The 23,311-nt window shown below is 57.9% G+C and carries 23 protein-coding genes; 1 reads left to right on the top strand and 22 read right to left on the bottom strand.

What is annotated here, in order from left to right; translation table 11 throughout:
* Nucleotides 1-2: 2 nt before the first annotated feature.
* Genes nifS through ACVWY3_RS25025 form a run of 3 tightly spaced genes read right to left on the bottom strand, consistent with a single transcriptional unit; the run spans nucleotide 3 to nucleotide 1,801 of the window.
* Nucleotides 3-1,175: a cysteine desulfurase NifS gene (gene nifS, locus ACVWY3_RS25015; protein WP_456840840.1), complete on the bottom strand. Its 1,173-nt coding sequence runs from the start codon at nucleotides 1,173-1,175 to the stop codon at nucleotides 3-5.
* On the bottom strand, nucleotides 1,172-1,462 hold the full coding sequence (locus tag ACVWY3_RS25020; protein WP_456840841.1) for a NifU family protein: 291 nt from the start codon (nucleotides 1,460-1,462) through the stop codon (nucleotides 1,172-1,174). Before ACVWY3_RS25020 ends, nifS begins: the two co-directional genes overlap by 4 nt.
* Nucleotides 1,463-1,480: 18 nt before the next feature.
* Nucleotides 1,481-1,801, bottom strand: a complete 321-nt coding sequence (locus ACVWY3_RS25025) for an iron-sulfur cluster assembly accessory protein (protein WP_456840842.1) — start codon at nucleotides 1,799-1,801, stop codon at nucleotides 1,481-1,483.
* A 272-nt stretch (nucleotides 1,802-2,073) separates the two neighbouring features.
* Here ACVWY3_RS25025 and ACVWY3_RS25030 point away from each other — a divergent pair, with 272 nt between their 5' ends.
* A complete protein-coding gene (locus ACVWY3_RS25030) occupies nucleotides 2,074-2,664 on the top strand; it encodes a hypothetical protein (protein WP_456840843.1) in 591 nt (196 codons plus the stop codon).
* A gap of 9 nt (nucleotides 2,665-2,673) precedes the next feature.
* On the opposite strand, the gene ACVWY3_RS25035 is transcribed toward ACVWY3_RS25030, so the two are convergent.
* The 19 genes from ACVWY3_RS25035 to ACVWY3_RS25125 all read right to left on the bottom strand — a co-directional run bounded on the left by ACVWY3_RS25035 (nucleotide 2,674) and on the right by ACVWY3_RS25125 (nucleotide 23,298).
* Entirely contained in the window at nucleotides 2,674-3,069 is a 396-nt protein-coding gene (locus ACVWY3_RS25035; protein WP_456840844.1) for a Rieske (2Fe-2S) protein, read from the bottom strand.
* A 487-nt stretch (nucleotides 3,070-3,556) separates the two neighbouring features.
* On the bottom strand, nucleotides 3,557-4,180 hold the full coding sequence (locus ACVWY3_RS25040) for a host specificity protein (protein WP_456840845.1): 624 nt from the start codon (nucleotides 4,178-4,180) through the stop codon (nucleotides 3,557-3,559).
* 1,095 nt (nucleotides 4,181-5,275) lie between these two features.
* The gene (gene fdxB / locus ACVWY3_RS25045; protein ID WP_456840846.1) at nucleotides 5,276-5,572 is read right to left on the bottom strand and encodes a ferredoxin III, nif-specific; all 297 of its coding nucleotides are present in this window, start codon (nucleotides 5,570-5,572) and stop codon (nucleotides 5,276-5,278) included.
* 11 nt (nucleotides 5,573-5,583) lie between these two features.
* Nucleotides 5,584-5,784 carry a CCE_0567 family metalloprotein gene (locus ACVWY3_RS25050; RefSeq protein ID WP_456840847.1) on the bottom strand — a complete coding sequence of 67 codons (201 nt, stop codon included), beginning with the start codon at nucleotides 5,782-5,784 and terminating at the stop codon, nucleotides 5,584-5,586.
* On the bottom strand, nucleotides 5,781-6,257 hold the full coding sequence (locus ACVWY3_RS25055) for a NifX-associated nitrogen fixation protein (RefSeq protein ID WP_456840848.1): 477 nt from the start codon (nucleotides 6,255-6,257) through the stop codon (nucleotides 5,781-5,783). The genes ACVWY3_RS25050 and ACVWY3_RS25055 overlap by 4 nt, the downstream gene beginning before the upstream one ends.
* Nucleotides 6,258-6,263: 6 nt before the next feature.
* On the bottom strand, nucleotides 6,264-6,659 hold the full coding sequence (gene nifX / locus ACVWY3_RS25060) for a nitrogen fixation protein NifX (protein WP_456840849.1): 396 nt from the start codon (nucleotides 6,657-6,659) through the stop codon (nucleotides 6,264-6,266).
* Nucleotides 6,656-8,065, bottom strand: a complete 1,410-nt coding sequence (gene nifN, locus ACVWY3_RS25065) for a nitrogenase iron-molybdenum cofactor biosynthesis protein NifN (RefSeq protein WP_456840850.1) — start codon at nucleotides 8,063-8,065, stop codon at nucleotides 6,656-6,658. Before nifN ends, nifX begins: the two co-directional genes overlap by 4 nt.
* Before the next feature lie 9 nt (nucleotides 8,066-8,074).
* On the bottom strand, nucleotides 8,075-9,718 hold the full coding sequence (gene nifE, locus ACVWY3_RS25070) for a nitrogenase iron-molybdenum cofactor biosynthesis protein NifE (RefSeq protein ID WP_456840851.1): 1,644 nt from the start codon (nucleotides 9,716-9,718) through the stop codon (nucleotides 8,075-8,077).
* Between the two features lie 98 nt (nucleotides 9,719-9,816).
* A complete protein-coding gene (gene nifK / locus ACVWY3_RS25075; RefSeq protein WP_456840852.1) occupies nucleotides 9,817-11,373 on the bottom strand; it encodes a nitrogenase molybdenum-iron protein subunit beta in 1,557 nt (518 codons plus the stop codon).
* 67 nt (nucleotides 11,374-11,440) lie between these two features.
* The gene (gene nifD / locus ACVWY3_RS25080; RefSeq protein WP_456840853.1) at nucleotides 11,441-12,943 is read right to left on the bottom strand and encodes a nitrogenase molybdenum-iron protein alpha chain; all 1,503 of its coding nucleotides are present in this window, start codon (nucleotides 12,941-12,943) and stop codon (nucleotides 11,441-11,443) included.
* Between the two features lie 466 nt (nucleotides 12,944-13,409).
* Entirely contained in the window at nucleotides 13,410-14,657 is a 1,248-nt protein-coding gene (locus tag ACVWY3_RS25085; RefSeq protein ID WP_456840854.1) for a cysteine desulfurase, read from the bottom strand.
* Nucleotides 14,654-15,976, bottom strand: a complete 1,323-nt coding sequence (gene sufD / locus ACVWY3_RS25090; RefSeq protein WP_456840855.1) for a Fe-S cluster assembly protein SufD — start codon at nucleotides 15,974-15,976, stop codon at nucleotides 14,654-14,656. The genes ACVWY3_RS25085 and sufD overlap by 4 nt, the downstream gene beginning before the upstream one ends.
* A 17-nt stretch (nucleotides 15,977-15,993) precedes the next feature.
* A complete protein-coding gene (gene sufC, locus ACVWY3_RS25095; RefSeq protein ID WP_456840856.1) occupies nucleotides 15,994-16,746 on the bottom strand; it encodes a Fe-S cluster assembly ATPase SufC in 753 nt (250 codons plus the stop codon).
* Between the two features lie 63 nt (nucleotides 16,747-16,809).
* A complete protein-coding gene (gene sufB, locus ACVWY3_RS25100) occupies nucleotides 16,810-18,306 on the bottom strand; it encodes a Fe-S cluster assembly protein SufB (protein ID WP_456840857.1) in 1,497 nt (498 codons plus the stop codon).
* Between the two features lie 194 nt (nucleotides 18,307-18,500).
* Nucleotides 18,501-18,695, bottom strand: a complete 195-nt coding sequence (locus tag ACVWY3_RS25105; protein WP_456840858.1) for a 4Fe-4S binding protein — start codon at nucleotides 18,693-18,695, stop codon at nucleotides 18,501-18,503.
* Between the two features lie 745 nt (nucleotides 18,696-19,440).
* Nucleotides 19,441-20,553 carry an alanine dehydrogenase gene (gene ald, locus ACVWY3_RS25110; protein ID WP_456840859.1) on the bottom strand — a complete coding sequence of 371 codons (1,113 nt, stop codon included), beginning with the start codon at nucleotides 20,551-20,553 and terminating at the stop codon, nucleotides 19,441-19,443.
* Between the two features lie 377 nt (nucleotides 20,554-20,930).
* On the bottom strand, nucleotides 20,931-21,977 hold the full coding sequence (gene hypE / locus ACVWY3_RS25115) for a hydrogenase expression/formation protein HypE (protein WP_456840860.1): 1,047 nt from the start codon (nucleotides 21,975-21,977) through the stop codon (nucleotides 20,931-20,933).
* Nucleotides 21,974-23,116 carry a hydrogenase formation protein HypD gene (hypD, locus tag ACVWY3_RS25120; protein ID WP_456840861.1) on the bottom strand — a complete coding sequence of 381 codons (1,143 nt, stop codon included), beginning with the start codon at nucleotides 23,114-23,116 and terminating at the stop codon, nucleotides 21,974-21,976. The genes hypE and hypD overlap by 4 nt, the downstream gene beginning before the upstream one ends.
* Nucleotides 23,113-23,298, bottom strand: coding sequence for a HypC/HybG/HupF family hydrogenase formation chaperone (locus tag ACVWY3_RS25125; protein ID WP_456840862.1), 186 nt, complete (start codon nucleotides 23,296-23,298; stop codon nucleotides 23,113-23,115). Before ACVWY3_RS25125 ends, hypD begins: the two co-directional genes overlap by 4 nt.
* Between the last annotated feature and the right edge of the window lie 13 nt (nucleotides 23,299-23,311).

Here is a 23,311-nt window from a genome sequence, read left to right on the forward strand (position 1 = left end):
GTCTACTCCCTGACTGCGACGGGGGAGGTGGCGCGCAGGCGAGCCACGATGTCGGACACTGCGCACACGACCTCATCGACCTCCGCGACAGAGGTTTCACGCGACAGAGAAAAGCGCACGGCGCCGTGCATCCGCCACTGCGGCACCCCCATGGCACGCAGAACATGCGATGGCTGAATGGAGCCGGAGTTGCAGGCTGATCCGAGCGACACAGCGATGCCTGCCCGATCGAGATGGTGGGCGATGGCTTCGCCTTCGAGATGGTCGAATGCAATATTGGCTGTGTTCGCCAACCTATTGCCAGCGTCGCCGAGCACAACGCACTCGCCATTCTTCAAGATTCCCTGCTCAAGACGGTCCCGCAAAGCGCCAATGCGATTGCGTTCGGGTTCAAGCCGCTCCGCCGCAAGCTCGGCGGCTTTTCCCAGGCCGATAATGCCGGGAATATTCTCAGTCCCGCCTCGGCGCCCTCGTTCCTGTGATCCGCCGCAGATCAGCGGCCGGAATTTTGTGCCTTTGCGCAAATATAGCGCGCCGATCCCCTTCGGGCCGTGCAGTTTGTGCCCGGATAGCGACAGCATGTCGATCGCACTGTCCTTCAGGTTCACGCACACCTTACCGATGGCCTGGACCGCATCAGTGTGAAACAACGCGCCGGCCTCACGGGCCAACCCGGCCAGAAATTCCACGGGAAACATCGTTCCGGTCTCGTTGTTGGCCCACATAACCGAGGCAATCGCTGTGCGTGGCCCGAGTGCACCGCGAAACGCCTCGATGTCGAGCCGGCCGCGGGAATCTACGGGTACAATGTGCGTCTTGACTCCTCTTGTCGCCAATTGCTCGGTCAGCGCAAGAATGGCGGAGTGCTCTACCGCGGTGGTGACGATCTCGTCGCGATCTTCCTGCATCGCAAGCGCAGAGAGGATCGCGGCATTATTGCTCTCGGTCCCTCCCGAGGTGAAAACAATTTCATGATCGTATGCGTTCCCTAGCAGGATACGCAAGCTACGCCGGGCCTGCCTCACAGCGACTGCGACCCCGCTGCCGAAGGCATGCGTGGACGAGGCATTGCCGAATTGCTCGGTGAAGAACGGCAACATGGCTTGCACGACGGATGGATCAGTCCGCGTCGTTGCATTATTATCGAGGTAAATCAGCATTCGATTTTCGCTCAATCGGCCAGCTCGCCTGCAGCCGCGACGGGGATTAGGCGAACCAATTCGCCGAGTTTATCGACAAGCCGCGCCTGAATGCCTTTAAGTGTCGCACTTGAACGCTTGCACAACCTGCGGCCAGCGGACAGCCTGACCATGACCCTGCTGCGAGCAATCCCGATCAGGTGACAGTCGCCACCATCGCGTTGCAGATTGGGTCCAATCGCTTCGATGGCGCCGCGAAAGCGACGCTCTCGGTCTGTAGCAATGGGTGACGATTGCCTCAGTTGTTCCGGTTCGGCCGGCATACTTCGATGCCCTCCTCATCAGCTGAACGATTTTCCGCATGAGCAGTTCGCGGTGGCGTTCGGGTTGTGAAACGTAAAGCCAGAAGTCTCTACTGCCGTCACGAAATCGATTGTCGTCCCGATCAGATGCTCACGGCTCTTGTTATCGACGAACACCTTCAGCCCATCGCATTCGATCACGGTGTCGTCAGGCTTCGGTTCTTCGACCAGAGCCATCTTGTATTTGAGTCCATTGCAGCCGCCCGCTTCGATCATGACGCGCAGACCGCCGGTCGGGCGGGTCGACGATGAAATCGCGCTCTTGATTGCATTCACTGCGCTATCCGTCAGGTTGATCACGGCTTTCCCTCATCAGCTTGGATCTAGCTGGAAAGTGCAAGTCAGGTGCCAGCGGGCAGACGCTTGATGATGCTCACTTCTTTTGATCGCGCCTGTTGGCATTGAAGCTGTTGTCGGGTTCCCGACAAGGCTCCTTGAGGCGATAGGAGCCACGGACGCGTTTTTTTTCTAAGCTACGGCGAAGGCCGCTACGCATGCGACGGCAAGCAATTTGCATCGCACCTGGCACCGGCCAAGGCGTCGGTGAAGGGTTTAGATCGAGGAAGAATTTAATGACTGCAATCGAGAACACCGCACTCGGCAGACTTGAGAAGGAGGGCCGCCTGCTCAATGCTGTACTCAAAGGCGGGACTACCAAGCCGGGCCGGTTCGGCTTTCGTGGCGACGTGGCACTAAAATTCCAGACTCAGGTCGCGGACGAGAAACGACCGCCAGACTATTCGATTGAGCAGGTGTTGACGATCGCGCAGGACGGCGAACGCACTATTCCGGTGCTGGCCGGCTACCTGCATTCCTTCGCCTATCTTGCTGACATCGCGACCGTCCTTGACGGCACCTTAAGCCCAACCGGCAGCTACTTCATTTTCTGCAACAACATTGATTTACTGGCGAAGTACCGAGTGAGGTTCGGTGATATTAGCTTTCACGTCCTACCGTGCGATGAATCCACGGTCTGGAAGGAGATGATGGACCTGGTTGGGCTCAACAAGGACGATATCAAGAAGCTCGATCCGGGCGGAAAGCTTGATTACCTCCTCGATGCCGCAAAGGATCTCGACCTGTCCTGTGAGGAGATCTCGTACGAAGACGGGCTAAAGAGGATGGAGCCTGTGAAAAACCGCAACGAGAATCGGCCGGTCTGAGCGCGGTCTTCAGTTGTTGGCCGATACATCGTCTTCGACAAGATGCACACCAACCACGCAGATATCACCGTCCAGAACTGCCAACGCGATCGGCGTGAGCGCCCTACCTTGACATGGACCTTCGACGCACCGGCCGGTGCCGAGTTCGAAGGTCGAACCATGCTTGCCGCACATTAGCCGGATACCGTATGGATCGAGGAATTCGTCCGGTACCCAGTCCAAATTGACGCCGTTGTGCGGGCATTTATTGGTGTAGCCAAGCACCTTTTTGCCCCAGCGCACCACAACGATGGACCACGGCCGGTGATTGCCGTGATCATCCACGACCATAAGATGGAATCCCATAGCTTGGCGGCTCGGAATGTCGTTAAAGCTGCAGATCGCGTAGACGGGATTTGGCTTCATTTATCGCCCATTCATTGCAAGACGCTTTTCATTGTCGCTGTGCAATCAACCTGCAAGAACCGTACAAGTGCCGGGCTGATAGTGTCTGTGGTAATCCAACGCGCAAGCCAGCCATTGCTGGCTCACCCAATTACCCGACGCATAATCCGGACCGATTAGTTCGACAATTTGGGCCTTGCTGCCGTTTCCATGGAGGCCGTGCAGCTGCAGCTTTCGGGTCCAAGCCCTCTGCACCATTGCCCGATAGCTGCCTGCGGTGGCTGGTCGCTGCTGCTCGTTGATGGCCACTGTAGGAAGTCCCCGTTACGCCCCTCGGATCGCATCCCACCGCAGCTTCGTAAGCGCCTTCGGAGAAAGGTTGAACGAACGTTTCAGCCGGCGGGGGCGACGCAGCGAGCGTGCGCCCCCTTTGAAGCAAGACCGTTGAGCTCAGATAGAACGGTTAAATGTCCGTCATTTCAGACCCGTTACTGCTATTGCAGCAGATTTATTCCATGTGCATCCCCCTAAGAGCGCGCTCCAAGTAAAATGAAGGATCATCGTCCGATGAATCTGTTTCGTAGCTTCTCTGAGGACCGACATCACTGCCCCCATCTTTGGAAAGATACTTCGTAGGCTTGCCTACCCGCTGCCACTCATCGTTCTCGTTCTTCGCCCACACATCGGGGCGCTGGTGAGGATCAAGCACCCAGTGGTTACGACCTACGGGAACAAAGCCCATGTCCGCTAGACGAGGTTCCATGCCTGCTAGGGCCGGGCGCGACATGATCAGCGGATGGTCCCCGTCCTCTCGCAGTTGATGTTCTAGCAAGATATCGCCAGCGTTCTCGACGAGCGGGTGAGTCACCCTAAGATCTACGACGGACGTGATATCGTTGCGCCCAAACTGCTGCTGAAAATGGTCTCCTTTAATCCGAGCCGGGCCTCCTGATCTTAGAAGCCCAACGATTTCGTCGCCCAACTGGTAGCTGTAAAATCGTGCGGGCTTATTTGGATCGTCGTAGGTGTTGGCGTAACTTCCAGCAACCGTCGCTGCGCGCTCAGCCTTCTGGGAGACGAAGTCCGAGTACTCTTCTGGGTTCTCGGCGATGTGCCTGATATCATTGCGCAAGAATCTCTCAACTCCGCGCAAGAAGGACTCTCGGTCGATCTCTCTAATGGGCGGTTCGGAAACGAGAGAGTATGACGCCGCAGGTTCGGATGACGACCCCACCTCGCTCTATTCCTGCAACTGTTTCCGCAAACCGGGGACTATCTCCCGCATCTGACGAATCGTCAGTTTGGTTACCGGTTATGAACTGGCTGGATGAGCCAACGCCTCTGCCATACATGAGAGCGCTCTCCTATCGGCAAAGTTGCACGCAATTGAGCTCGTGCCGTGCAAGCTCTGCGACTAGGATATCATTCCTATCTGACCACAACCTGACCAAAGCACTCTGTGCTTCGGCGTGACTACCCGACGCACTCTGGGCGTGAGTTACAAATAGTCGCTGCGACAAGCCGCGATCTTGGCGGTAGACGCACGTAAGGTCGCCGGCTGCCGATCCGTCAAAGAGACCGACGTCTACAGATCGGTACCGGGCCTAACCAGGTACGCGCGGCACGACAATTAGAGACCTGCGTGCCAAGTGTTCCGTGTCTGATTGATGATGTGCTCTCGATGTCCACATGCTCTATTGCAAAGACTTGTGTACTGGGCAGCGAAATGTCGTCCGTCACCCCTGTGCAAGAAGACCAACTAAGGTGTTCCCGGCACATCACGTTCTCTACAGAATCGACCGTCTAGGCAGACATCATTGTCCACGATTGGCGGCGCGGCAGACACGTAAGCTTCTCCCGATCGCAAGCAGACATGCATTGCATCGCCTCGGATCAAATCGCCAACGTAGTGGCTACCTGCCTTGAACTATGCTCTTCGGACTCCATCATGACAGGCACTTCGATCTACTTAGCGCTGCGCGACGCGGCGCGCGTTGTACGATAGGTGAACCTTGGAGACGAGTGGTTTGTGAACAACGGCTGTTGTATCGGCATAATATAGCCGGCGCCCACCGGCTTTGCTTGCGCTTTAGCTCGCTCGATCTTGCTATTCGATGTTTAATCGAGATCCTTCTGGCGCGCCGTCCTCACCATGAGTTCACCTGATCAAAATTGCACCTTTCCTCACCTATATCTCGCGTGCCGCGACAGGACGAGTTGTGTTCTCTCACGCCGCTTCAGGTATGGCTGACGTGTGAGTCTGGCAGTTGGCCGGGCAAACCCTGGCGCATGCACCGCAGCCAATGCAGGCGCCTTGATCATTCAGGACCATGATCTTCTTTTCGATCTCATCGTCGTCGTCATCGAGGCTGACAAATTCACCATCCTCGCTGATTCCTTTCAACGTCATGACATCACGGCCGCAAACCTTGAAACAGCGGCCACAGCCGATGCACTTCTTGGGGTCGATCGAGATCAGGTATTGTGGCGTCCAGTCGCGTCCGTCTCGTGTTTGAAACGACATGCATTGCCCCTTTAAGTCTTTTCAAGCGCCTTCAAGTCGAGGCCCTTCCGCTCAAGTTCCGCATAGGCATCGTACGCCTTCTGCGCCACCACCATGATCGAGGTCCAGTTGATGGGTAATTCTTCCGAAAGGTCGTGCAGATCCATCTTGGCCTGTATCGCCTTGGCGGACACCTTCCTTAGTTCCGCCTTCAGTGTTTCACGATCGCTCATGAGTATCCCCGATAGTTTGCCACGTCCGGAAATTTCCGAATCAGGTCGATTCCGTGGCTGACATACTTGTCGCCCTCCTGCGCGAGCTTTACGAAATTATCGAATCCGAAGCGATGCACATCGCGCAGCTGCTTGTTCACGGCGATCAGCCGGCCTGAGATGAGCACCATGCGGCCGAAGCCTTCATGATGCAGATCCAGAATCGGCTGGATCATCACGCCGGTCTCCCTCTCGATCGAGAGCGCGACCGCATCGAAGAACAGCTTAAGCCGCCACAGCGTATCAGGATCAGGATCACCGATAATCGGCAACGCGCGCCGTTTCTTCTTGTCCAGGATATACGGTTCGAGCAGGTCAAGATCGCTCTTCGCCTCCCAGGTTCCGTTGGTATCCTGAGCACGCCAAATCTTGATCAACTCCTTGAGGAACGGCGCGTCGAAGACGCTGTCCTGTTGCTCACTTTTTGCGGTCATATCATCTCATTCGTCAAACTCGAACGTACGCCGTCGGTCCTTTGACATGGCCTTGCGTAGCCAGGGAGGTGGCGTGCCCTTCAGTACGCGCTCGAGTTTTTCGAGCAACACCAGAATGCTTTCTGGTTTGTTCACCTTGATAGGATGGACCTTGTTGGCCACCACTCGCGCAGCTCCGGCACCACCAATGGCGGCGACGTAAAGGATTGCGCAATCCTTGATCGCCTCGATCTTCGGCGCCAACTTGTCGTCGTTGCCGTCTTCCTTAAGATCGCCCTCAAACTCAATCGCTTTGAGAAACACGTGCCCGCCAGGTGTGACATCGTAGATTGCGATATTCTTCGCCCAACCAAAATGGGCATCGACTCGTCTCAGGTCCTGAGTAGCAAACGCAACCTTCATCCAAACGCCTCCCCAGCCTCGCCGGTGGAGCTGCGATCGCCCGAGTAACGTGGCAGTCCGGACGCAGTCCGCCATCTATCGGGCGTAGGCTGATCGTTTTCCTCGCGGTGCGCGATCACGAGGTTGGCGATTTCGAAGATCCGATTGCGGGTACCACGATAGCCCACGGATAGTTGGTGTCCCGCACCAAGCCGATCGAACATCGGAAAACCCGTGCGATAGAACGGCAATTTCAGCCGCGCCGCCGCTTGCCTGCCATGCGAATGCGTGATCAAGAGGTCGCAATGGTGTGTTTTGGCAAGCGCTTCCAGATCCTCGAGATCGCCAATGAGTACTTCCTTGGTCTTGATCCGCTCGATCACCTCCGACTGAGTGGTCGTCACGGCCGCTGCCACCTGAGCGCCCATGTCGTGCAGCATGCCGGACAAATCGAACAGAAGGTCTGGCTCAGCGCCGATAGCAACTTTGCGACCACCGATGTGGAAGTGCGCGTCCAGCATTGCATCGGCTAGCTGACCGCGCTGGCGCCGATATTTTAAGGGTATGGGGCGACCGCTGATCTCGCTCAAGAACGTCATGAATTCGTCGTTCGGACAGAGACCACACAGCCGCTCGAAGACACGAAAAGGCACGCCGGTCTTGAGCTGCATGACCTCTGCCGCACGCTGCATCTGCGCCCCGATTGCAATCGTCCATCCGGCGCGGCTCATGCTCGCAATTTCGTCGACGCCGATGCCGCCGATGGTCGTAGGCGTAAACTCATCGGGAATATGTCCATCGAGCGATGCTGCTACGTCAGGGAGGAAGGACGGGCACAACCCGAAATCTTCCAGTATGACACGAAGTTCATCAATGTCGCCGGGCGTCAGGTGACATCCCGGGAGAACATTCACCCTGGATGGATCCCGCAACCGATTGGCATTGGGCCCATCCACCACCACCTCCACAATGCGTGCCACAGCCTTCTCCCACCCGTCCTGGAACGCGCCCTTGAAATCAGGCGTCGAGACATACACCAGTGGCAACTTTGCAAGTTGCGGATGCTTGTTCCGGATTAGCTTGAGGTAGGCATCCACATCGTCGCCGTTGGTCTCGGTGACACCGGTCGAGCAGATTCCGATGATGTTTGGCTTGGTACGGTTGTGGATGTTCAGTATCGCCTGCTCGAGATTCTCATAACCGCCGAGTACGGTCGCGACCTCGCTCATTGCGGTGGTCTGCAGCGGTACTGCCTCTTTGAAATGCCGGACGAAGAGCGTGAGCCCAAAGGATGTGCATCCCTGAGAACCGTGCAGAAGCGGCATCGCGCCGCGCAACCCCATGAAGGCGAATGCGCCGCCGATCGGCTGACTCATCTTCAGCGGGTTCACAGCGCAGGCTTTCGTCGTCGCCGTGACGATGGCCATGACGCCTCCCTATTCTGCCGCCTGTCGCATGGCAGATGGCTCGGACACCAAGATACCTTCGATGCGTCGCTGGCAGCAGCCACCGGCCGCATTGGTATGCTCTCTCACCGCTGCGACGCTCCTCAGGCCGTGCGCGTAGATTGCATCCTCAATAGTGCCCAGATCGACCGTGTTACACACACAGATCTTCCTCGAGCGGCGCTCGGTTTCGCCGAGCGCCGGATCGGAGGCGATCGCCGCCGGCGATTGCATCTGCTCCATCGCCTTGGCCAATGCCTGCCATGGTGCCGGTCGACGAAGCTGCTCCCACATCGGACTGGAGAGCGACTTATCGATCTCCTCCACCAGCTTGACCATTCCGACATAGCCCATATAGGCGTGGCAACGCTCCTGGTTGATGTCGAGCCAGGGCATCGCCGCTTTCAGCGCGACGAACTGCGACTTGCCGCCCGATAGCATGATGTCCGCTTTTGCTCCCTTCAACATCTGATACATTTCGCGCGGCGTCATGTCCTCAATCATGTACGCATCCTGCCCCATGAGCTCCTTGATGCGCTCCTTGTCTTTCCCGGTTGATTTCTTGACGCTGGTTCCGACTAACTCAAGCCCGGCTTCCTGGAGTGCCGCAACGATTGACCATGACTTGACGCCGCCGGTAATCAACAAGGCCTTCTTGCCTTCGAATCGTGGCTTGTACGGTTCTATCGCAGCCCGGGCCCACGCTTCCTCACGCGCGATCACCGCTTCAGTGCGCCCGAGCAGATCTGTAGGCGCGCCGCGCTCAACCAATAACCGGGCAAGCTGACGCAGCGATTCGCTCGAATCTTGAATACCGTAGAACGACCCCTCGAAGAACGGGATGCCGTAGCGTTGCTCCATCTTGCGTGCGACGTTGATCATGGACTTTGAGCACACCAACATCGCCGCCCGCGCGCGATGAGATGAAGCGACTTCGCAATACCTGCCATCGCCGGAGATACAGGAGAGAATCCGTACTCCAAGCTCGTCTAGCAACGGCTTCACTTGCCAGAGCTCTCCCGAAAGGTTGTATTCCCCGATTAGGTTGATATCGTAGGGAGTGGTGTAGTCTGGCTCTTGCGTCCCGATTACATAGTCGAGCAACGCCTCGCCTGCGAGCTTGTTACCGAGGTTCTTCGAGCCGACGAAGCCCGGGGAATTGATCGGGATCACCGGCTTTGCAAACCTTTGAGATGCTGCCTTACAGACTGCGTTGATGTCGTCGCCGATCATCGCAGGGATGCACGTTTGATACACGAAGATGGCGGGAGGGTCGCACTTGTCGATGATCTCCTTGATCGCTTTGCAGAGCCGCTTCTCGCCTCCGAATACAATATCGGTTTCGCTCAAATCGGTTGTGAACGCGGTGCGCCACAGATTCGAGCCTGACGACGCCGCGCTGCGATTGTCCCAGGAATTGCCTTCGCACGCGATCGGACCGTGCACCAAGTGAGCGACATCGGTGAACGGCTGCAGCGCAACCTTGGCGCCATCGAAAGCACAGCCGCCGGCAGCGCTACCCGGCTGCAGTTGTTTGGTGCAGCCGTTCTTGCGTTCAGTCTCCGACTTACTGCCGTTCTTGGCGCAGCCCGGCTCGTCAAAAACATTCTGGACCGCGGTCGCTAGTGAACTCATCCACTTTTTCCTCTCAGCGCAAACTAATTGCATGTCAACGGTCGTGTGCTTGTGCCATCGCCGAGTGATTGGGCGATGGCACAAGCCACGGTCGCTCATCAACGAATGATGTCGAAGCTGTAGTCAGTTTTGCCAAGAATGTTTGTCTTCTTGTCGATCTCATCGAAGATCTTGTCCAGGATCTTCACCAGCACATTCAGGCCGCCCTGATAGCCCCATAGGGGGGAGCGGTGATGGTGATGCCGATCAAAAACCGGAAAGCCGATGCGGATCAGTGGCGTTCCAGTATCGCGCTCCAGATACTTCCCATAGGTGTTGCCAATCAGAAAATCGACTGGCTCGGTGAACAAGAGTGAGCGCATGTGCCAGAGGTCTCGGCCCGGATAGGCTTGGCAGCCCTGCCCAAATGGCGAGCTCGCAAGCAGCACCTGCATTTTTTCGTGCCATGCCTTGCTGCCGTTCGTAGACAGCACATGGGTCGGTTCGGCGCCGAGTTCGAGCAGAAACGCAGCCAGCCCATAGCAAAGATCCGGATCGCCATAGATCGCAAACTTCTTGCCATGGATATGCGCGCTGGAGTCAGCGATGGCGTCGACCAGGCGGCCACGTTCTCGCGCCAGTTGCTCGGGAATCTCCTTGCCGCTGATGCGTGACAGCGCCACGATAAAGTCATCCGTTGCGGACAAGCCCACCGGGTAGTTGAAGGATATGACGTCCTGCCCATGCTCAGCCACGAATGGCAGCGTTTTTTCGGTGCACCACTGCTGCATGGAGATTGTCGCCTTGGCGTGAACCGCATTGGCCGCATCTTCCAGCGTCGTGCCTCCGTCATACATCCGGAATTCCCCGTCTGTCGGAGTATCGAAGACTTCAGAATTGTCCGCGAGAATGGTGTGCTGGATGCCCATCAACGCCAAGACGCGCTTGATCTCGCGAAGGTTCCCGACGGTATAGCCGTCGAACCCACCAATGATGTTGATCGTCCCATTCTGCTTGCGCTCCGGCTTCGGCGCTGTTCCGGCCTTACCATCCCAAAAATGTTCCAGAATGCCCTTGAGCGCATTGTCATAACCGGTGACGTGGCTACCGACGAACGCCGGCGTATGGGCGAATGGCACGTCGAAGTCCGCCGGAACCGAGCCTTTTTCTTTCGACGTTTTGATGAAGGCGTTGAGGTCATCGCCGATCACCTCGGCCATGCAGGTGGTCGAGACCGCAATCATCTTGGGTTTGTACATGTTGTAGCTGTTCGCGAGCCCATCGATCATGTTGTTCAGGCCGCCGAATACGGCAGCGTCTTCCGTCATCGACGAGGAGACGCAGGAAGACGGCTCCTTAAAGTGCCGCGACAGATGGCTGCGGTAATAGGCCACGCAGCCTTGCGAGCCGTGGACGAAGGGCAGCGTGCCCTCAAAGCCAACGGAAGCGAATACGGCGCCAAGCGGCTGGCATGCCTTGGCTGGATTTACCGCTAGCGCCTCCCGCGCAAAGTTTTTTTCGCGATATTCGGCCGTCTTCGTCCATTCCTTGATGCGTTCGACCTCGGCGGGATCGCGAGGATTCTCGAATATCTTCTTCTTGGTCAGCATCTCCTGGTATTCTGGACCTCGGAACAGTTCGAAATGATCGAGCACGTGTTCGGCACTCTGCGCCATTGTTGAAATCCTTCACTATCGAGATTGGTGTCGCCCCGGCTTTCCCACAGAGCGAGAATGAATTGGTTTATTCTGCAGCCAGGAGCTTGGCCCTCGAAGCTTCCTTCCAGGGAGCCTTCGTTTTCTTCCAGACGGGCGAGTTGATGGCCATATCCATGTCGCGGGCAAAGATGGCAAAGCCGTCATAGCCGTGATAGGGGCCCGAATAGTCCCAGGAGTGCATCTGCCGGAACGGCACACCCATCTTTTGAAAAACGTATTTTTCCTTGATGCCCGAGCCGACGAGGTCAGGCTGGAGTTTTTCGACGAAGCGCTCGAACTCATAGCCGTTAACGTCATCGTAGATGAGCGTGCTGTCCTTTACGTAGTGCTGAGCTGTGCGCTGATAGTCGTCGTTGTGACCGAACTCGTATCCGGTACCAATGACTTCCATGCCGAGGTCCTCGTATGCGCCAATCACATGACGCGGACGTAGCCCACCGACGTACAGCATCACCGTCTTGCCATCCAGGCGCGGGCGATATTTTGCGATCACAGCGCTCACCAGCGGTTGGTACTTTTCAATCACCCGCTCGGCGCCTTCCTTGATCTTGTCGTCGAAATAGCCAGCAATCTTGCGGAGCGACTCCGCGATCTTTGAAGGTCCGAAGAAGTTATACTCGCACCAGGGGATACCGAACTTCTCTTCCATGTGGCGCGAGATGTAGTTCATAGAACGGTAGCAATGCAGAATGTTGAGCTTTGCCTTCGGCGTTGCTTCGAGTTCAGCTAGTGAACCGTCGCCTGACCACTGCGCGATCACCCGCAGGCCCATCTCCTCTAGCAGAATTCGCGATGACCAGGCGTCGCCGCCGATATTGTAGTCTCCGATGATCGCAACATCGTACGGCGTCGGCTCAAACTTTGGTTTGCCATCGGACTCGAGCTGGTCGAAAATCCAATCGCGCACCGCGTCGTTGGCGATGTGATGGCCAAGTGACTGCGACACACCCCGAAAGCCCTCGCAACGGACCGGCACGATCGTCTTGCCGCCGTATTCCTTGGATTTTGCTCTCGACACGGCCTCGATGTCGTCACCGATCAATCCGATCGGGCATTCCGATTGGATCGTGATGCCGTTGTTGAGCGGAAACAGCTCCTGGATTTCGTCAAGAATTTTGACCAGCTTTTTGTCGCCACCGAATACGATATCCTTTTCCTGGAAGTCGGAGGTGAACTGCAGGGTCACGAAGCTATCGATCCCCGTCGTGCCAACGTAATAATTGCGTCGCGAGCCCCACGAGTATTGACCGCAGCCTACCGGGCCATGGCTTATATGGACCATGTCCTTGATCGGTCCCCAGACCACTCCCTTTGACCCTGCATAGGCGCAGCCTCTGATCGTCATCACGCCAGGTATGGATTTGATGTTGGACTTCACCCCGCAATCTGACTTGCCGGCCTGGTGAACGTTGAGGTGCTTGGCACGCCGTTTCGCGGTTTTCTCCGGATAGACCTTCAGCACCTCCTCGATCAGCTCTTTGTTGCGAGCCCTGATTTCTTCGATGCTCTGGGTCGTGGCGAGACTCATCTGATGTCCTTCAAAGGTTAGCTGTTGCGAGGGCGGCTTTCTTGGGCAAGACTTTTGCAACCAGCATGCCAGCGCCTCATGAGCACCGAAAACATAGCAATCAAAATCGCTTAGCGGGCCTCGTGCGGGTATGGGGGTTCTTGTTGCGAACCCGACATTACGCTTTAGGCAGAGAACTCTTGGCTTGGCCCTGTTCGAAATGGAACAAGGGCTGGCTATGCGTGAAATTGCCCGCCCAATTCTCGAACGTGTCCGCGATCGCAGTACTCTGCGATCGCCCTCGCCGAAGGCGCTGCACAGGAAGGCCGGCCGCAAGGGCGGCTGGCCGACACAGGTCTGCCAATCCTATCTATGCTTGCTGCGACCTACAGGTGCTTACCTGCTGTTATGCGATGAGGTGCATGACCTCATCCTCCAGACCTCAATGCGAGCTGCCTTGCCACCTGAACATCGTAGGCTCGCCAAATCATGAGAACAGCTGCCGCGCCTTGATAAGCGCACGCACGAGCACATCGATCTCTTGACGTGTATTGTAAAGTCCGAGGGACGCACGGCACGTTGCCAGCACGCCGAAGCGCTTGAGCAGCGGCATCGCACAATGGGTCCCCGCCCGCACCGCCACACCGGCGCGGTCGATGACGGTGGCAATATCGTGCGCATGCGCCCCCTTCATATCAAAGGAAATGATCGGTCCCTTGTCCGCCGGGCTCCCGATCATGCGCATGAAATTGATCCCCGCCAGCCTCTCCTGCGCGTAATCGAGCAGTACGCTCTCGTGCCTGCGGATCTGAACCTTGCCTATTGAATTGATGTAATCGATGGCCGCCCCTAAACCGATGGCTTCGACGATCGGCGGCGTACCCGCTTCGAACCGATGTGGCGGATCACCATAAATGACGCAGGAACGCGAGACCTCGCGGATCATCTCCCCGCCACCGTTGAAGGGCGGCATCGATCCCAGATGCTCAGCCTTGCCGTACAGCACGCCGATCCCGGTCGGACCATAGAGCTTGTGGCCCGTCATGACGTAGAAATCGCAATCAATGTCGCAGACGTCGGCGCTCAGATGCACGCAAGCTTGCGAGCCGTCGACCAGCACCGGGATACCACGAGCATGCGCGATCCTTACCACGTCTTTCACCGGCAATACCGTGCCGAGCACGTTCGACATTTGTGTGATTGCAACCATCTTGGTGCGCGGGGTCAGCAGTCGCTCAAAATCATCGAGCAAGAAGTTTCCGTCATCATCCACTGGCGCCCATTTGATCACTGCACCGAGTCGTTCCCTGAGAAGGTGCCATGGCACAATGTTCGAGTGGTGTTCCATAATCGAGAGAACGATCTCATCACCCGCATTAATGCGTTCACGGCCAAACGTCTGGGCGACCAGATTGATCGCCTCCGTGGCGCTCCGAGTGAAGATGACCTCTTCGTTTGTACGCGCGTTCACAAACTGCGCCACCTTGGTACGGGCGCCTTCATACGCCTCGGTCGCCGCGTTAGCGAGGTAGTGCAAACCGCGATGAACGTTGGCGTATTCGCTGGAGTACACCTGCATCATACGGTCAAGCACCGCGTGGGGCTTTTGCGCGGATGCAGCGTTATCGAGGTAAACAAGCGGCTTGCCATACACCGTCATGGCGAGCGCAGGAAAGTCCGTACGGACACGGTTGACGTCGTAACTGCCGTTGCTCACGGCGGGATGTGCGCTCATCGCCCCGCCTGCAGCCAGTGTTCAGCTTGAGTTGTCACAAAATCGCGCAAATTCTCGGAAGTGATCTCCTCAATCGACTCGCCAAGGAACGCTTTAATCAGCAACAACTTCGCGTCCTTCTCGGATAGCCCTCGAGCGCGCAGGTAGAATACGAGACTGTTGTCCAGGGCACCCGATGTCGCGCCGTGCCCGCAGGTCACGTCGTCAGCCAAGATTTCAAGTTCCGGCTTACTGTCGGCCTCGGCCTGGTCGGATAAGAGCAACGCTCGCGTTGTCAGGGTGGCGTCCGTCTTCCGGGCGGCAGGACGAACGACAATTCGGCCCTGAAATACCGACCGGCCGCGATCGTCGATGACCGCGCGGAACTTCTCCCGACTGGTGCAATGTGGCACGGCATGGTCGACCACCATCGTTGTGTCGGCGTGAAGCTCGCCCCTGATGAGATTAACTCCATTCGCCGAGACCTTGGTTCCCTCGCCAGCCAGCGAGATGAATCCCTGATAGCGGCTGATGGAGCCACTGCAGGTCATGCTGAAGAGGTCGAGCTTAGCCCTGGCGCCGATTGCGATGATCGCCGACGAGATATTCACGGCGTCAGGGGCAGCGGCTGCGACGCGGATATACGAAAGGCTCGCCTCGTTACCAACCAGCGCGATTATCGCATCGTTGGCTTGATAGCCGCTCGCGCGTTCAGCCGAGACGAAACTTTCCACGATGGCCGCACGTGCTCCGCGACCAAGCTGTAGATACGAGCGTGTAAAGGTGGACACCGACACGCCGGTTGCGACGTGAACGACTTGAATTGGACGATTCACCGCGTTGCCGTCGGCGACCGTAATCACCAGGCCATCTGTCGCCATTGCGGCGTTGAGCGAGATAGCGGAATCGCTCGTCGTCGACAGCACCAGACCTGCCATGTCGCCAGGGACCGAATTCTCCAGAAAATCTCGCAGCGACCGCACAACAACTTCATTTTCCAGCCTGCCGAGGTCGGATAGCTCCGGCGCAAAGATGCCATCCACCAAAACCAGTTTGACCGCGTGATCGGCAGACACTTGCTCGGCCGACACCTTTGCGCGCACCAGCGCCTCCGCATCCGGTCGCGGAGCGAGTGGCAGCACCTCGCCGATCAGGGCGCGCAGATCTGTGTATTTCCAGTCCTCCATGCCCCGGTGCGGAAGGCCGGTACGCTCGTAGACATTAAATGCGCTCGCCCGGATTTGGGGGACAAGGCCTGCACCAGGCAGCCGTCCACGCGCCGCAGCGAAAACATTGCCAATTGCGCGTTCGGGGTCGGCTTTGGGTAAAACCTGCTTCATCGGAGTTCCTAGAGCCGTCAGGCCGCGTCTTCGAATTGGCCGTAGCCACAAGCCTCGAGCTCCAGCGCGAGTTCCTTGCCGCCGCTCTTCACGATCCGCCCTTTAGACATCACGTGCACAACGTCCGGAACGATATGGTCGAGAAGCCGCCGATAGTGCGTGATCACCATCATCGCTCGTTCCGGCGAACGCAAGGCATTGATGCCGCTGGCGACGATACGCAGCGCGTCGATGTCGAGGCCGGAATCGATCTCGTCCAGGATGCACAGACCCGGCTCGAACAACGCCATCTGCAAAATTTCATTGCGCTTCTTCTCGCCGCCGGAGAAGCCGACATTAACGCCACGCTTAAGCATGTCCTGGCGAATGCTGAGCGAACCGGCCAACTCGCGGACTCTTTTCAGAAATTCGGGGGTGGAGAATTCCTCTTTGTCCCGCGCCTTGCGCTGCGCATTCAGCGCGGTCCGGAGGAAGTTCATCGTGGTGACGCCGGGGATCTCGACCGGATACTGGAATGCCAGGAACACGCCCTTGGCGGCGCGCTCATTTGGCTCCATCCGCAACAGGCTCTCGCCCCTGAACAGGATTTGTCCGCCGGTTATCTCATAACCGGGCTTGCCAGCGATAACATGCGAGAGCGTCGACTTGCCGGAGCCGTTCGGCCCCATGATCGCGTGCACCTCACCCGCATTGACGTTAAGATCGAGGCCGCGAATAACTTCGCGGTCTTCGACACCAACATGCAAATCTCGGATTTCGAGTAGAGCCATTCTGATCTGATCCCTGAAATGTCATCTGGCGAACCGCATTCGAGGGGCTCGCGGGAGGTTTGGTTATCCGACAGATCCGTCGAGCGAGATCGAGATCAGCTTCTGCGCTTCCACTGCGAACTCCATCGGCAGCTTTTGCAGAACTTGCTTGACGAAGCCGTTGACGACGAGTCCGACGGCTTCTTCCTGCGAAAGCCCGCGCTGGGTGCAGTAGAACAGCACGTCCTCGGAGATCTTCGAGGTCGTCGCCTCGTGCTCGAACGTCGCCGAGGAGTTCTTGGCCTCGATATACGGCACGGTGTGCGCGCCACATTTGTCGCCGATCAACAGCGAATCGCAGGCGGTGAAGTTGCGCGCGCCGGTCGCTTTACGGTGCGCGGTGACGAGACCGCGATACGTGTTCTGCGACTTGCCGGCGGCGATGCCCTTGGAGATGATGCGGCTCGACGTGTTCTTGCCGAGATGGATCATCTTGGTGCCCGAATCGACCTGCTGAAAGCCGTTCGAGATCGCGATCGAGTAGAACTCGCCGCGGGAATTGTCGCCACGCAGGATGCAGCTCGGATATTTCCAGGTGATCGCCGAACCGGTCTCGACCTGAGTCCAGGAGATCTTGGAGTTATGGCCGCGGCAGTCGCCACGCTTGGTGACGAAGTTGTAGATGCCGCCCTTGCCTTCCGAATTGCCCGGGTACCAGTTCTGCACCGTCGAATATTTGATCTCGGCGTCGTCGAGCGCAACGAGCTCGACCACGGCCGCATGCAGCTGGTTCTCGTCGCGCTGCGGCGCGGTACAGCCTTCGAGATAGGAGACGTAGGAACCCTTGTCCGCGATGATCAGCGTGCGCTCGAACTGGCCGGTGTTGCGCTCGTTGATGCGGAAATAGGTCGACAGCTCCATCGGGCAACGCACACCCGGCGGCACGTAGACGAACGAGCCGTCGGAGAACACTGCCGAGTTCAGCGTCGCGTAGAAATTGTCGGAGGTCGGCACCACCGACCCCAGATATTTCTGCACCAGCTCGGGATGCTCGCGGATCGCCTCCGAGATCGGCATGAAGATCACGCCGGCCTTCTTCAGCTCCGCCTTGAAGGTGGTCGCAACCGACACCGAATCGAACACGGCGTCGACCGCGATCTTGCGGTTCGGCGTCTGCTCGCCGCCGGGTGGCGGCTCAACGCCCTCGAGCGCGGCGACCTCGCGCAACGGGATGCCGAGCTTGTCGTAGGTTTTCAGGATCTCCGGATCGATCTCGTCGAGCGATGAGGCCGTCTTCTTCGGCTTCGGCGCCGCGTAATAGTAGATGTCCTGGAAATCGATCTTGGGATAGTCGACGCGCGCCCAGGTCGGCTCGGTCATGGTCAGCCAGCGGCGATACGCCGCCAGGCGCCATTCCAGCATCCAGGCCGGTTCACTCTTCTTTGCGGAGATGAAGCGAACGGTATCTTCCGACAGCCCCTTGGGGGCCTTCTCGGAGTCGATCAGCGTCTCAAAGCCATATCGATACTCGTCGACGTCGATGCGCCGGACGCGCTCGACCGTCTCTTGTACAGCTACCATTGCCCGCTCCACTGGGGCAACGACAACTCTTGCCGGCGGGGATTCTGCCGCAATCGGTCCAAGCGGATCGCGCAAGTCGCCGGCAACTCGGGGCCAGCAAGTGAGAGAATCAGAAGACGAATCCGACGGACGGCCGCTGTCGATAGCGTCTTCATCATGTTTCGCGCAGGAGCTCCTCTCATCGACTACTCCACCTATGCCGGCACGCAGGTATCTGGCACCGGGCAAACGACGGCGCATTGCGGCACGTCAAAGTGGCCCTCACATTGGGTACACTGGGTCGGATTGATCACATATATATCGTTCTTCAGGCTGATCGCGGCATTGGGACATTCGAACTCACATGCACCGCAGACGGAGCACTGGGATGCGATTATCTTGTAGGCCATCACTGCGATTCCATGAGCGAAAGTTGCGGGCCGCTTCTTGCTTTCAAGTCTTGTGCCAGACAGTTTAACTTGATTTTGTCTGAGCTATTTTTGATAACGCAACTCGCCGCCTCGACACTGTGTCGTAAATCCTACAACGCGCATGACAGTAGCTTGAGCTCGATGCCGTGGTTTGCGCACGGTCCATCTCACCGCAGTCAGCGATCAGGTGAACCGCGTTCGCCAAACTCAGGGAACGATCTGCGATCCTTTGCTAAGGCCACCGCGCCGCGGCAATAATGGATGCGCCGCGCGACTTCAAAAAGTTCTCCGCCGGTGTGTCGGGTCGACCCCGAGCCGCATCTTGATGGTTCCACTCAGCGGTACAGCGGCGGCTCCGGCGACAGCACCACGGTAAATAACCCGCGCAGTCATCACCGGCCCGGTTGGCGTCTCCGCAGACAGTCAGAATCGCGGCCGATCAAGCCAGACAAAGTCGCTCCGGTTATCGCGGCCCTCCACGGACGCATTCTCAATTGGCTCGGATTACTTGGCAAAACTGCATTCATATGCGCTGTATGGGCCGAAAGTACATTGTCTCGCATCGTGCGGGGACTAAAGCGAGGCGTTCGTCTAGCGATCCTCGGCTTCGCTCCACGTTCGAAACGCATGCCGGCGCCGGTCAGCAGATCGATGGAGCCGAAAAAAAAGCCACCCCGGAGGGTGGCCTAAGTCAGGGAGGAAATGCCCCTAAGGGCCTCTGGGATCAGGCCGCAGCCTGTTCGATCGGTGAGAAGGGCAGCCCGAGGCTTTTGGCCACCGCTTCGTAAGTTAGCCGGCCCCGATGGACGTTGAGGCCTGCGCGCAAATGCGGATTTTCGAGCACGGCGGAAAAGCCCTTGTTGGCCAGAGCCAAACCAAACGGCAGCGTCGCGTTATTCAGTGCCTGGCTCGAGGTCAGCGGCACGGCCCCGGGCATATTGGCCACGCAATAATGAATGATGCCATCCACTTCGTAAGTAGGATCAGCGTGAGTGGTTGGGTGCGATGTCTCAAAGCAGCCGCCCTGATCGATAGCGACGTCCACGAGCACCGCCCTCTTGCGCATCGAGCTCAGCATGCTCCGGCGGACCAGCTTCGGCGCGCTCGCACCTGGAACGAGCACCGCACCAATCACCACATCCGCCGCAAATACCTCTTCCTCCACAGAGTCGATAGTTGAAAACCTGGTGCGAGCGCGTCCTTCGAATAGCTCGTCCAACTCGCGGAGCCGGAGTATTGAACGGTCGATGATGGTCACCTCTGCGCCCAGGCCAACCGCCATGCGTGCCGCGTGCGTTCCAACGACGCCACCTCCGATCACCACGATTCGGGCAGGCTGAACACCGGGCACCCCACCGATCAACAGCCCTCGTCCGCCTGCACTCCGCTTGAGGGCGCTGCCCGCCGCTTCGATCGCGAGCCTACCCGCGACCTCGCTCATCGGCGCCAGCAGCGGAAGACCACCATGCGGATCAGTTACGGTCTCGTAGGCGATCGCAGTGCATCCAGATTTCAGGAGACCCTTGGCCTGATCCGGGTCGGGGGCCAGATGCAGATAAGTGAACAGGATCTGATTTTCCCGCAGCTGACACCACTCGGACGGCTGAGGTTCCTTAACCTTTACGATCATCTCGCTCGATGCGAATACCTCAGCTGCGGAAGTGAGAATCGTTCCGCCAACAATGCGATAATCGTCATCGGTTGCACCAATGCCAGCGCCGGCATTGGTCTCGATCATCACGCGGTGGCCCGCTGCCACGTATTCGCGGACAGCTCCCGGGGTAAGGCCCACGCGATATTCGTGCGCCTTGATTTCCTTGGGGACTCCGACCTTCATTTGAAAACTCCCTGCCTGAAGCGCCTTTCTAATCGGAAGCGAGCAGCGATGTTGCGACGCCGCCGTCAAAATGGCGCAGAAATTCAACGATATTTGACAAGCTTCGCAGGATTTCAAACTCACGGGTGCCGAGCGGATCGTGTGACCATGCTCGCTGAGCAACCGTCGAAACTGCGCGACCGCGGTGAATCGTTTCGAATTGCGTTCTTGTCTCGTGGAAAAGCTAACAACTCAAATTCAGCACGCCCAAAGAGCGAAGTCGCAGTCTGCCGGTTGGGCAGATTGCCTATAGAAGGGATCGTTTCCAAGGCTAATGGCGACGGGTCACGGCTCATGACCGTTGATCATAAACTTGGTTCTGGACGATGCGCAGCTGGTCAACAGATCCGAGGCAATTGTTCGCCCCACAACCAATCGACGATTCGTCGACCGCCGAAACCGGTCGCCATCTGCACAAATTTCCGATTGTCAGCCACCGCTTCGCCAATATCAGCTGCGTCGGACCCGAGCGGGTGCGCCTTCATGGCTGCAAGCACGGCATCGGCCAAATCAGGAGCGACGATCGCAACGAGCTTGCCTTCGTTGGCGACATGGATCGGATCGAGTCCAAGGAGTTCGCAGATAGCCCCAACCGCCGGCTTCACCGGAATAGATGCTTCCTGCAGACGGAACCCGAGCTTGGATTGATGCGCAATCTCGTTGAGGGTCGCGGCAAGCCCACCCCGCGTGGGGTCGCGCATCACCCGGATGCCGCTACCGCCGGCGGCAACCATGAGCGCTACGAGGTTATGCAACGCTGCGGAATCCGAGACGACCTCGGTTTGAAAAGCGAGGTTCTGACGTTTTGACATGATCGCCACCCCATGATCGCCGAGGCTACCGGACACCAGCACACGGTCCCCGACCCTTGCCTTGTCGGCCGAGAGATCGAGCCCATCGGCCACAATCCCGATCCCGGTTGTAGAGATGAACAGACCATCCGCCTTGCCGCGCTCAACAACCTTGGTGTCTCCGGTAATGATGTGAACGTCGGCCCTGCGCGCTGCAGCGCCCATGGAATCCGCGATCGCCTTCAGATCAGAAAACGGGAAGCCCTCCTCGATGATAAAACTGGCCGACAGATAGAGGGGACGCGCGCCGGACATCGCGACATCATTGATCGTGCCGTGCACAGCCAATGACCCGATATTGCCTCCGGGAAAGAACAGCGGCGAGACCACATAGGCGTCGGTCGTCATCACCATCCTGCCTGCCGCGACGTCAAACGCCGACTGATCATTGGAACGGGCGAGCCATTCATTACCAAAGGCTTGGTGAAAAAGGCCGGAGATCAGCTGTGCCATGGCACGGCCCCCGGATCCGTGGGAAAGATCAACGCGTCCGTTCTCGACGTCGAGCTTGCGTTGATAGCCCTCTACGCTCATGACGTCGGCCTCAAGGATTCATGGCGAACTCGGCCATAGGTCCAATACGCAGCACAAGCGCCTTCCGACGATACCATGCAGGAACCTATGGGTGTTTCCGGCGTGCAGACGGTTCCAAACAGCTTACAGTCGACTGGCCGCTTGGCGCCACGCAGGATCGCGCAGCACTCGCAGGCTGGATTGTCTGCGACATGCAGGTCGTGGATCGCAAAACGCGTCTCAGCGTCGAATTGCGCGTAAGCCGGTTTCAGCTTCAGTCCGCTGTTGGGTACGAGTCCGAGCCCACGCCATTCAAACTGCTCGCGCAGTTCGAATATCTGCGATATCTCGTCTTTGGCACGCCGATTGCCTTCACGCGTCACCGCGCGACTGTACTGGTTCTCCACCTCGCAGCGATTTTCGTTCACCTGTCGCACCAGCATCAGGATCGCCTGCAACACATCGAGCGGTTCAAATCCCGCGATCACGATCGGCTTGCCAAATTGTTCCGCCAGGGGCTCGTAAGGCTGCGTACCAATAATGGTGCTGACATGTGCAGGCCCGATGAAGCCGTCAATTGCAACCCCGCCGGTGTCGCGGATTTTGGGGTTCTCGAGAATGCTGTGCATCGCAGAGGGTGTAAGCACGTGATTGCAGAACACGCTGAGGCCCTTCAGCCGCTTCTTCTCGGCAATTCGGATCATCACGGCCGTTGGGGGCGTCGTGGTCTCAAATCCGATGGCAAAGAAGACCACCTCGCGGCTCGGCGCCTGTTCGGCGAGCCGGATAGCGTCGAGCGTCGAGTAGACTATCCGAATGTCGGCGCCGAGCGCTTTAGCTCGCAATAGGGACTGTCCGTGCGACCCAGGCGCGCGCATCAGGTCGCCGTAGACGCACAGAGTGACCTCTGGTCGGTCAACAAGCCGGATCGCCATATCGATTCGGCTCGCGGGCAGAACGCAGACGGGACAACCGGGCCCGTGGATCATGCGGACATTCGCGGGCAGCAGATCCTCCAGGGCGTAGCGGGAGATCGCATGAGTGTGTCCACCGCAGAACTCCATGAATCGATAAGCTCTTTGCAAACCAACCTCGGCGCCAATCGCACGCGCAATTCCCTGCGCGACGGCCTTGTCGCGAAATTCGTCGGCATATTTCATGATCGGCGTTCCCCTGCGCTGCCTAGCTCCTGCAGCAGCTCCAGCGTGCGCTTGGCTTCCGTCGGATCGATCTTGGCAAGCGCATAGCCGACATGGACAAGAACGCAATCGCCGAGCTTGAGCTCGTCGAGGAGAGCAATCGATATCTCCAGGCTGATGCCATCGAGGGACACTATGGCCATGTCGTTGGGAAGA

It is taken from the genome of Bradyrhizobium sp. USDA 4486, from assembly GCF_054057995.1.

Coding starts and splice junctions, on each gene's coding strand:
- ACVWY3_RS25030 (WP_456840843.1), top strand. CDS start 2,074: ATGACTGCAATCGAGAACACCGCACTCGGCAGACTTGAGAAGGAGGGC.
- ACVWY3_RS25055 (WP_456840848.1), bottom strand. CDS start 6,257: ATGACCGCAAAAAGTGAGCAACAGGACAGCGTCTTCGACGCGCCGTTC.
- fdxB (WP_456840846.1), bottom strand. CDS start 5,572: ATGTCGTTTCAAACACGAGACGGACGCGACTGGACGCCACAATACCTG.
- hypD (WP_456840861.1), bottom strand. CDS start 23,116: ATGAAATATGCCGACGAATTTCGCGACAAGGCCGTCGCGCAGGGAATT.
- nifD (WP_456840853.1), bottom strand. CDS start 12,943: ATGAGTCTCGCCACGACCCAGAGCATCGAAGAAATCAGGGCTCGCAAC.
- ACVWY3_RS25035 (WP_456840844.1), bottom strand. CDS start 3,069: ATGAAGCCAAATCCCGTCTACGCGATCTGCAGCTTTAACGACATTCCG.
- nifX (WP_456840849.1), bottom strand. CDS start 6,659: ATGAAGGTTGCGTTTGCTACTCAGGACCTGAGACGAGTCGATGCCCAT.
- ACVWY3_RS25020 (WP_456840841.1), bottom strand. CDS start 1,462: ATGCCGGCCGAACCGGAACAACTGAGGCAATCGTCACCCATTGCTACA.
- ACVWY3_RS25125 (WP_456840862.1), bottom strand. CDS start 23,298: ATGGCCATAGTGTCCCTCGATGGCATCAGCCTGGAGATATCGATTGCT.
- nifE (WP_456840851.1), bottom strand. CDS start 9,718: ATGAGTTCACTAGCGACCGCGGTCCAGAATGTTTTTGACGAGCCGGGC.
- sufC (WP_456840856.1), bottom strand. CDS start 16,746: ATGGCTCTACTCGAAATCCGAGATTTGCATGTTGGTGTCGAAGACCGC.
- hypE (WP_456840860.1), bottom strand. CDS start 21,977: ATGAGCGTAGAGGGCTATCAACGCAAGCTCGACGTCGAGAACGGACGC.
- ACVWY3_RS25105 (WP_456840858.1), bottom strand. CDS start 18,695: ATGGCCTACAAGATAATCGCATCCCAGTGCTCCGTCTGCGGTGCATGT.
- ald (WP_456840859.1), bottom strand. CDS start 20,553: ATGAAGGTCGGAGTCCCCAAGGAAATCAAGGCGCACGAATATCGCGTG.
- nifK (WP_456840852.1), bottom strand. CDS start 11,373: ATGGCGCAGAGTGCCGAACACGTGCTCGATCATTTCGAACTGTTCCGA.
- nifN (WP_456840850.1), bottom strand. CDS start 8,065: ATGGCCATCGTCACGGCGACGACGAAAGCCTGCGCTGTGAACCCGCTG.
- ACVWY3_RS25085 (WP_456840854.1), bottom strand. CDS start 14,657: ATGAGCGCACATCCCGCCGTGAGCAACGGCAGTTACGACGTCAACCGT.
- ACVWY3_RS25050 (WP_456840847.1), bottom strand. CDS start 5,784: ATGAGCGATCGTGAAACACTGAAGGCGGAACTAAGGAAGGTGTCCGCC.
- sufD (WP_456840855.1), bottom strand. CDS start 15,976: ATGAAGCAGGTTTTACCCAAAGCCGACCCCGAACGCGCAATTGGCAAT.
- sufB (WP_456840857.1), bottom strand. CDS start 18,306: ATGGTAGCTGTACAAGAGACGGTCGAGCGCGTCCGGCGCATCGACGTC.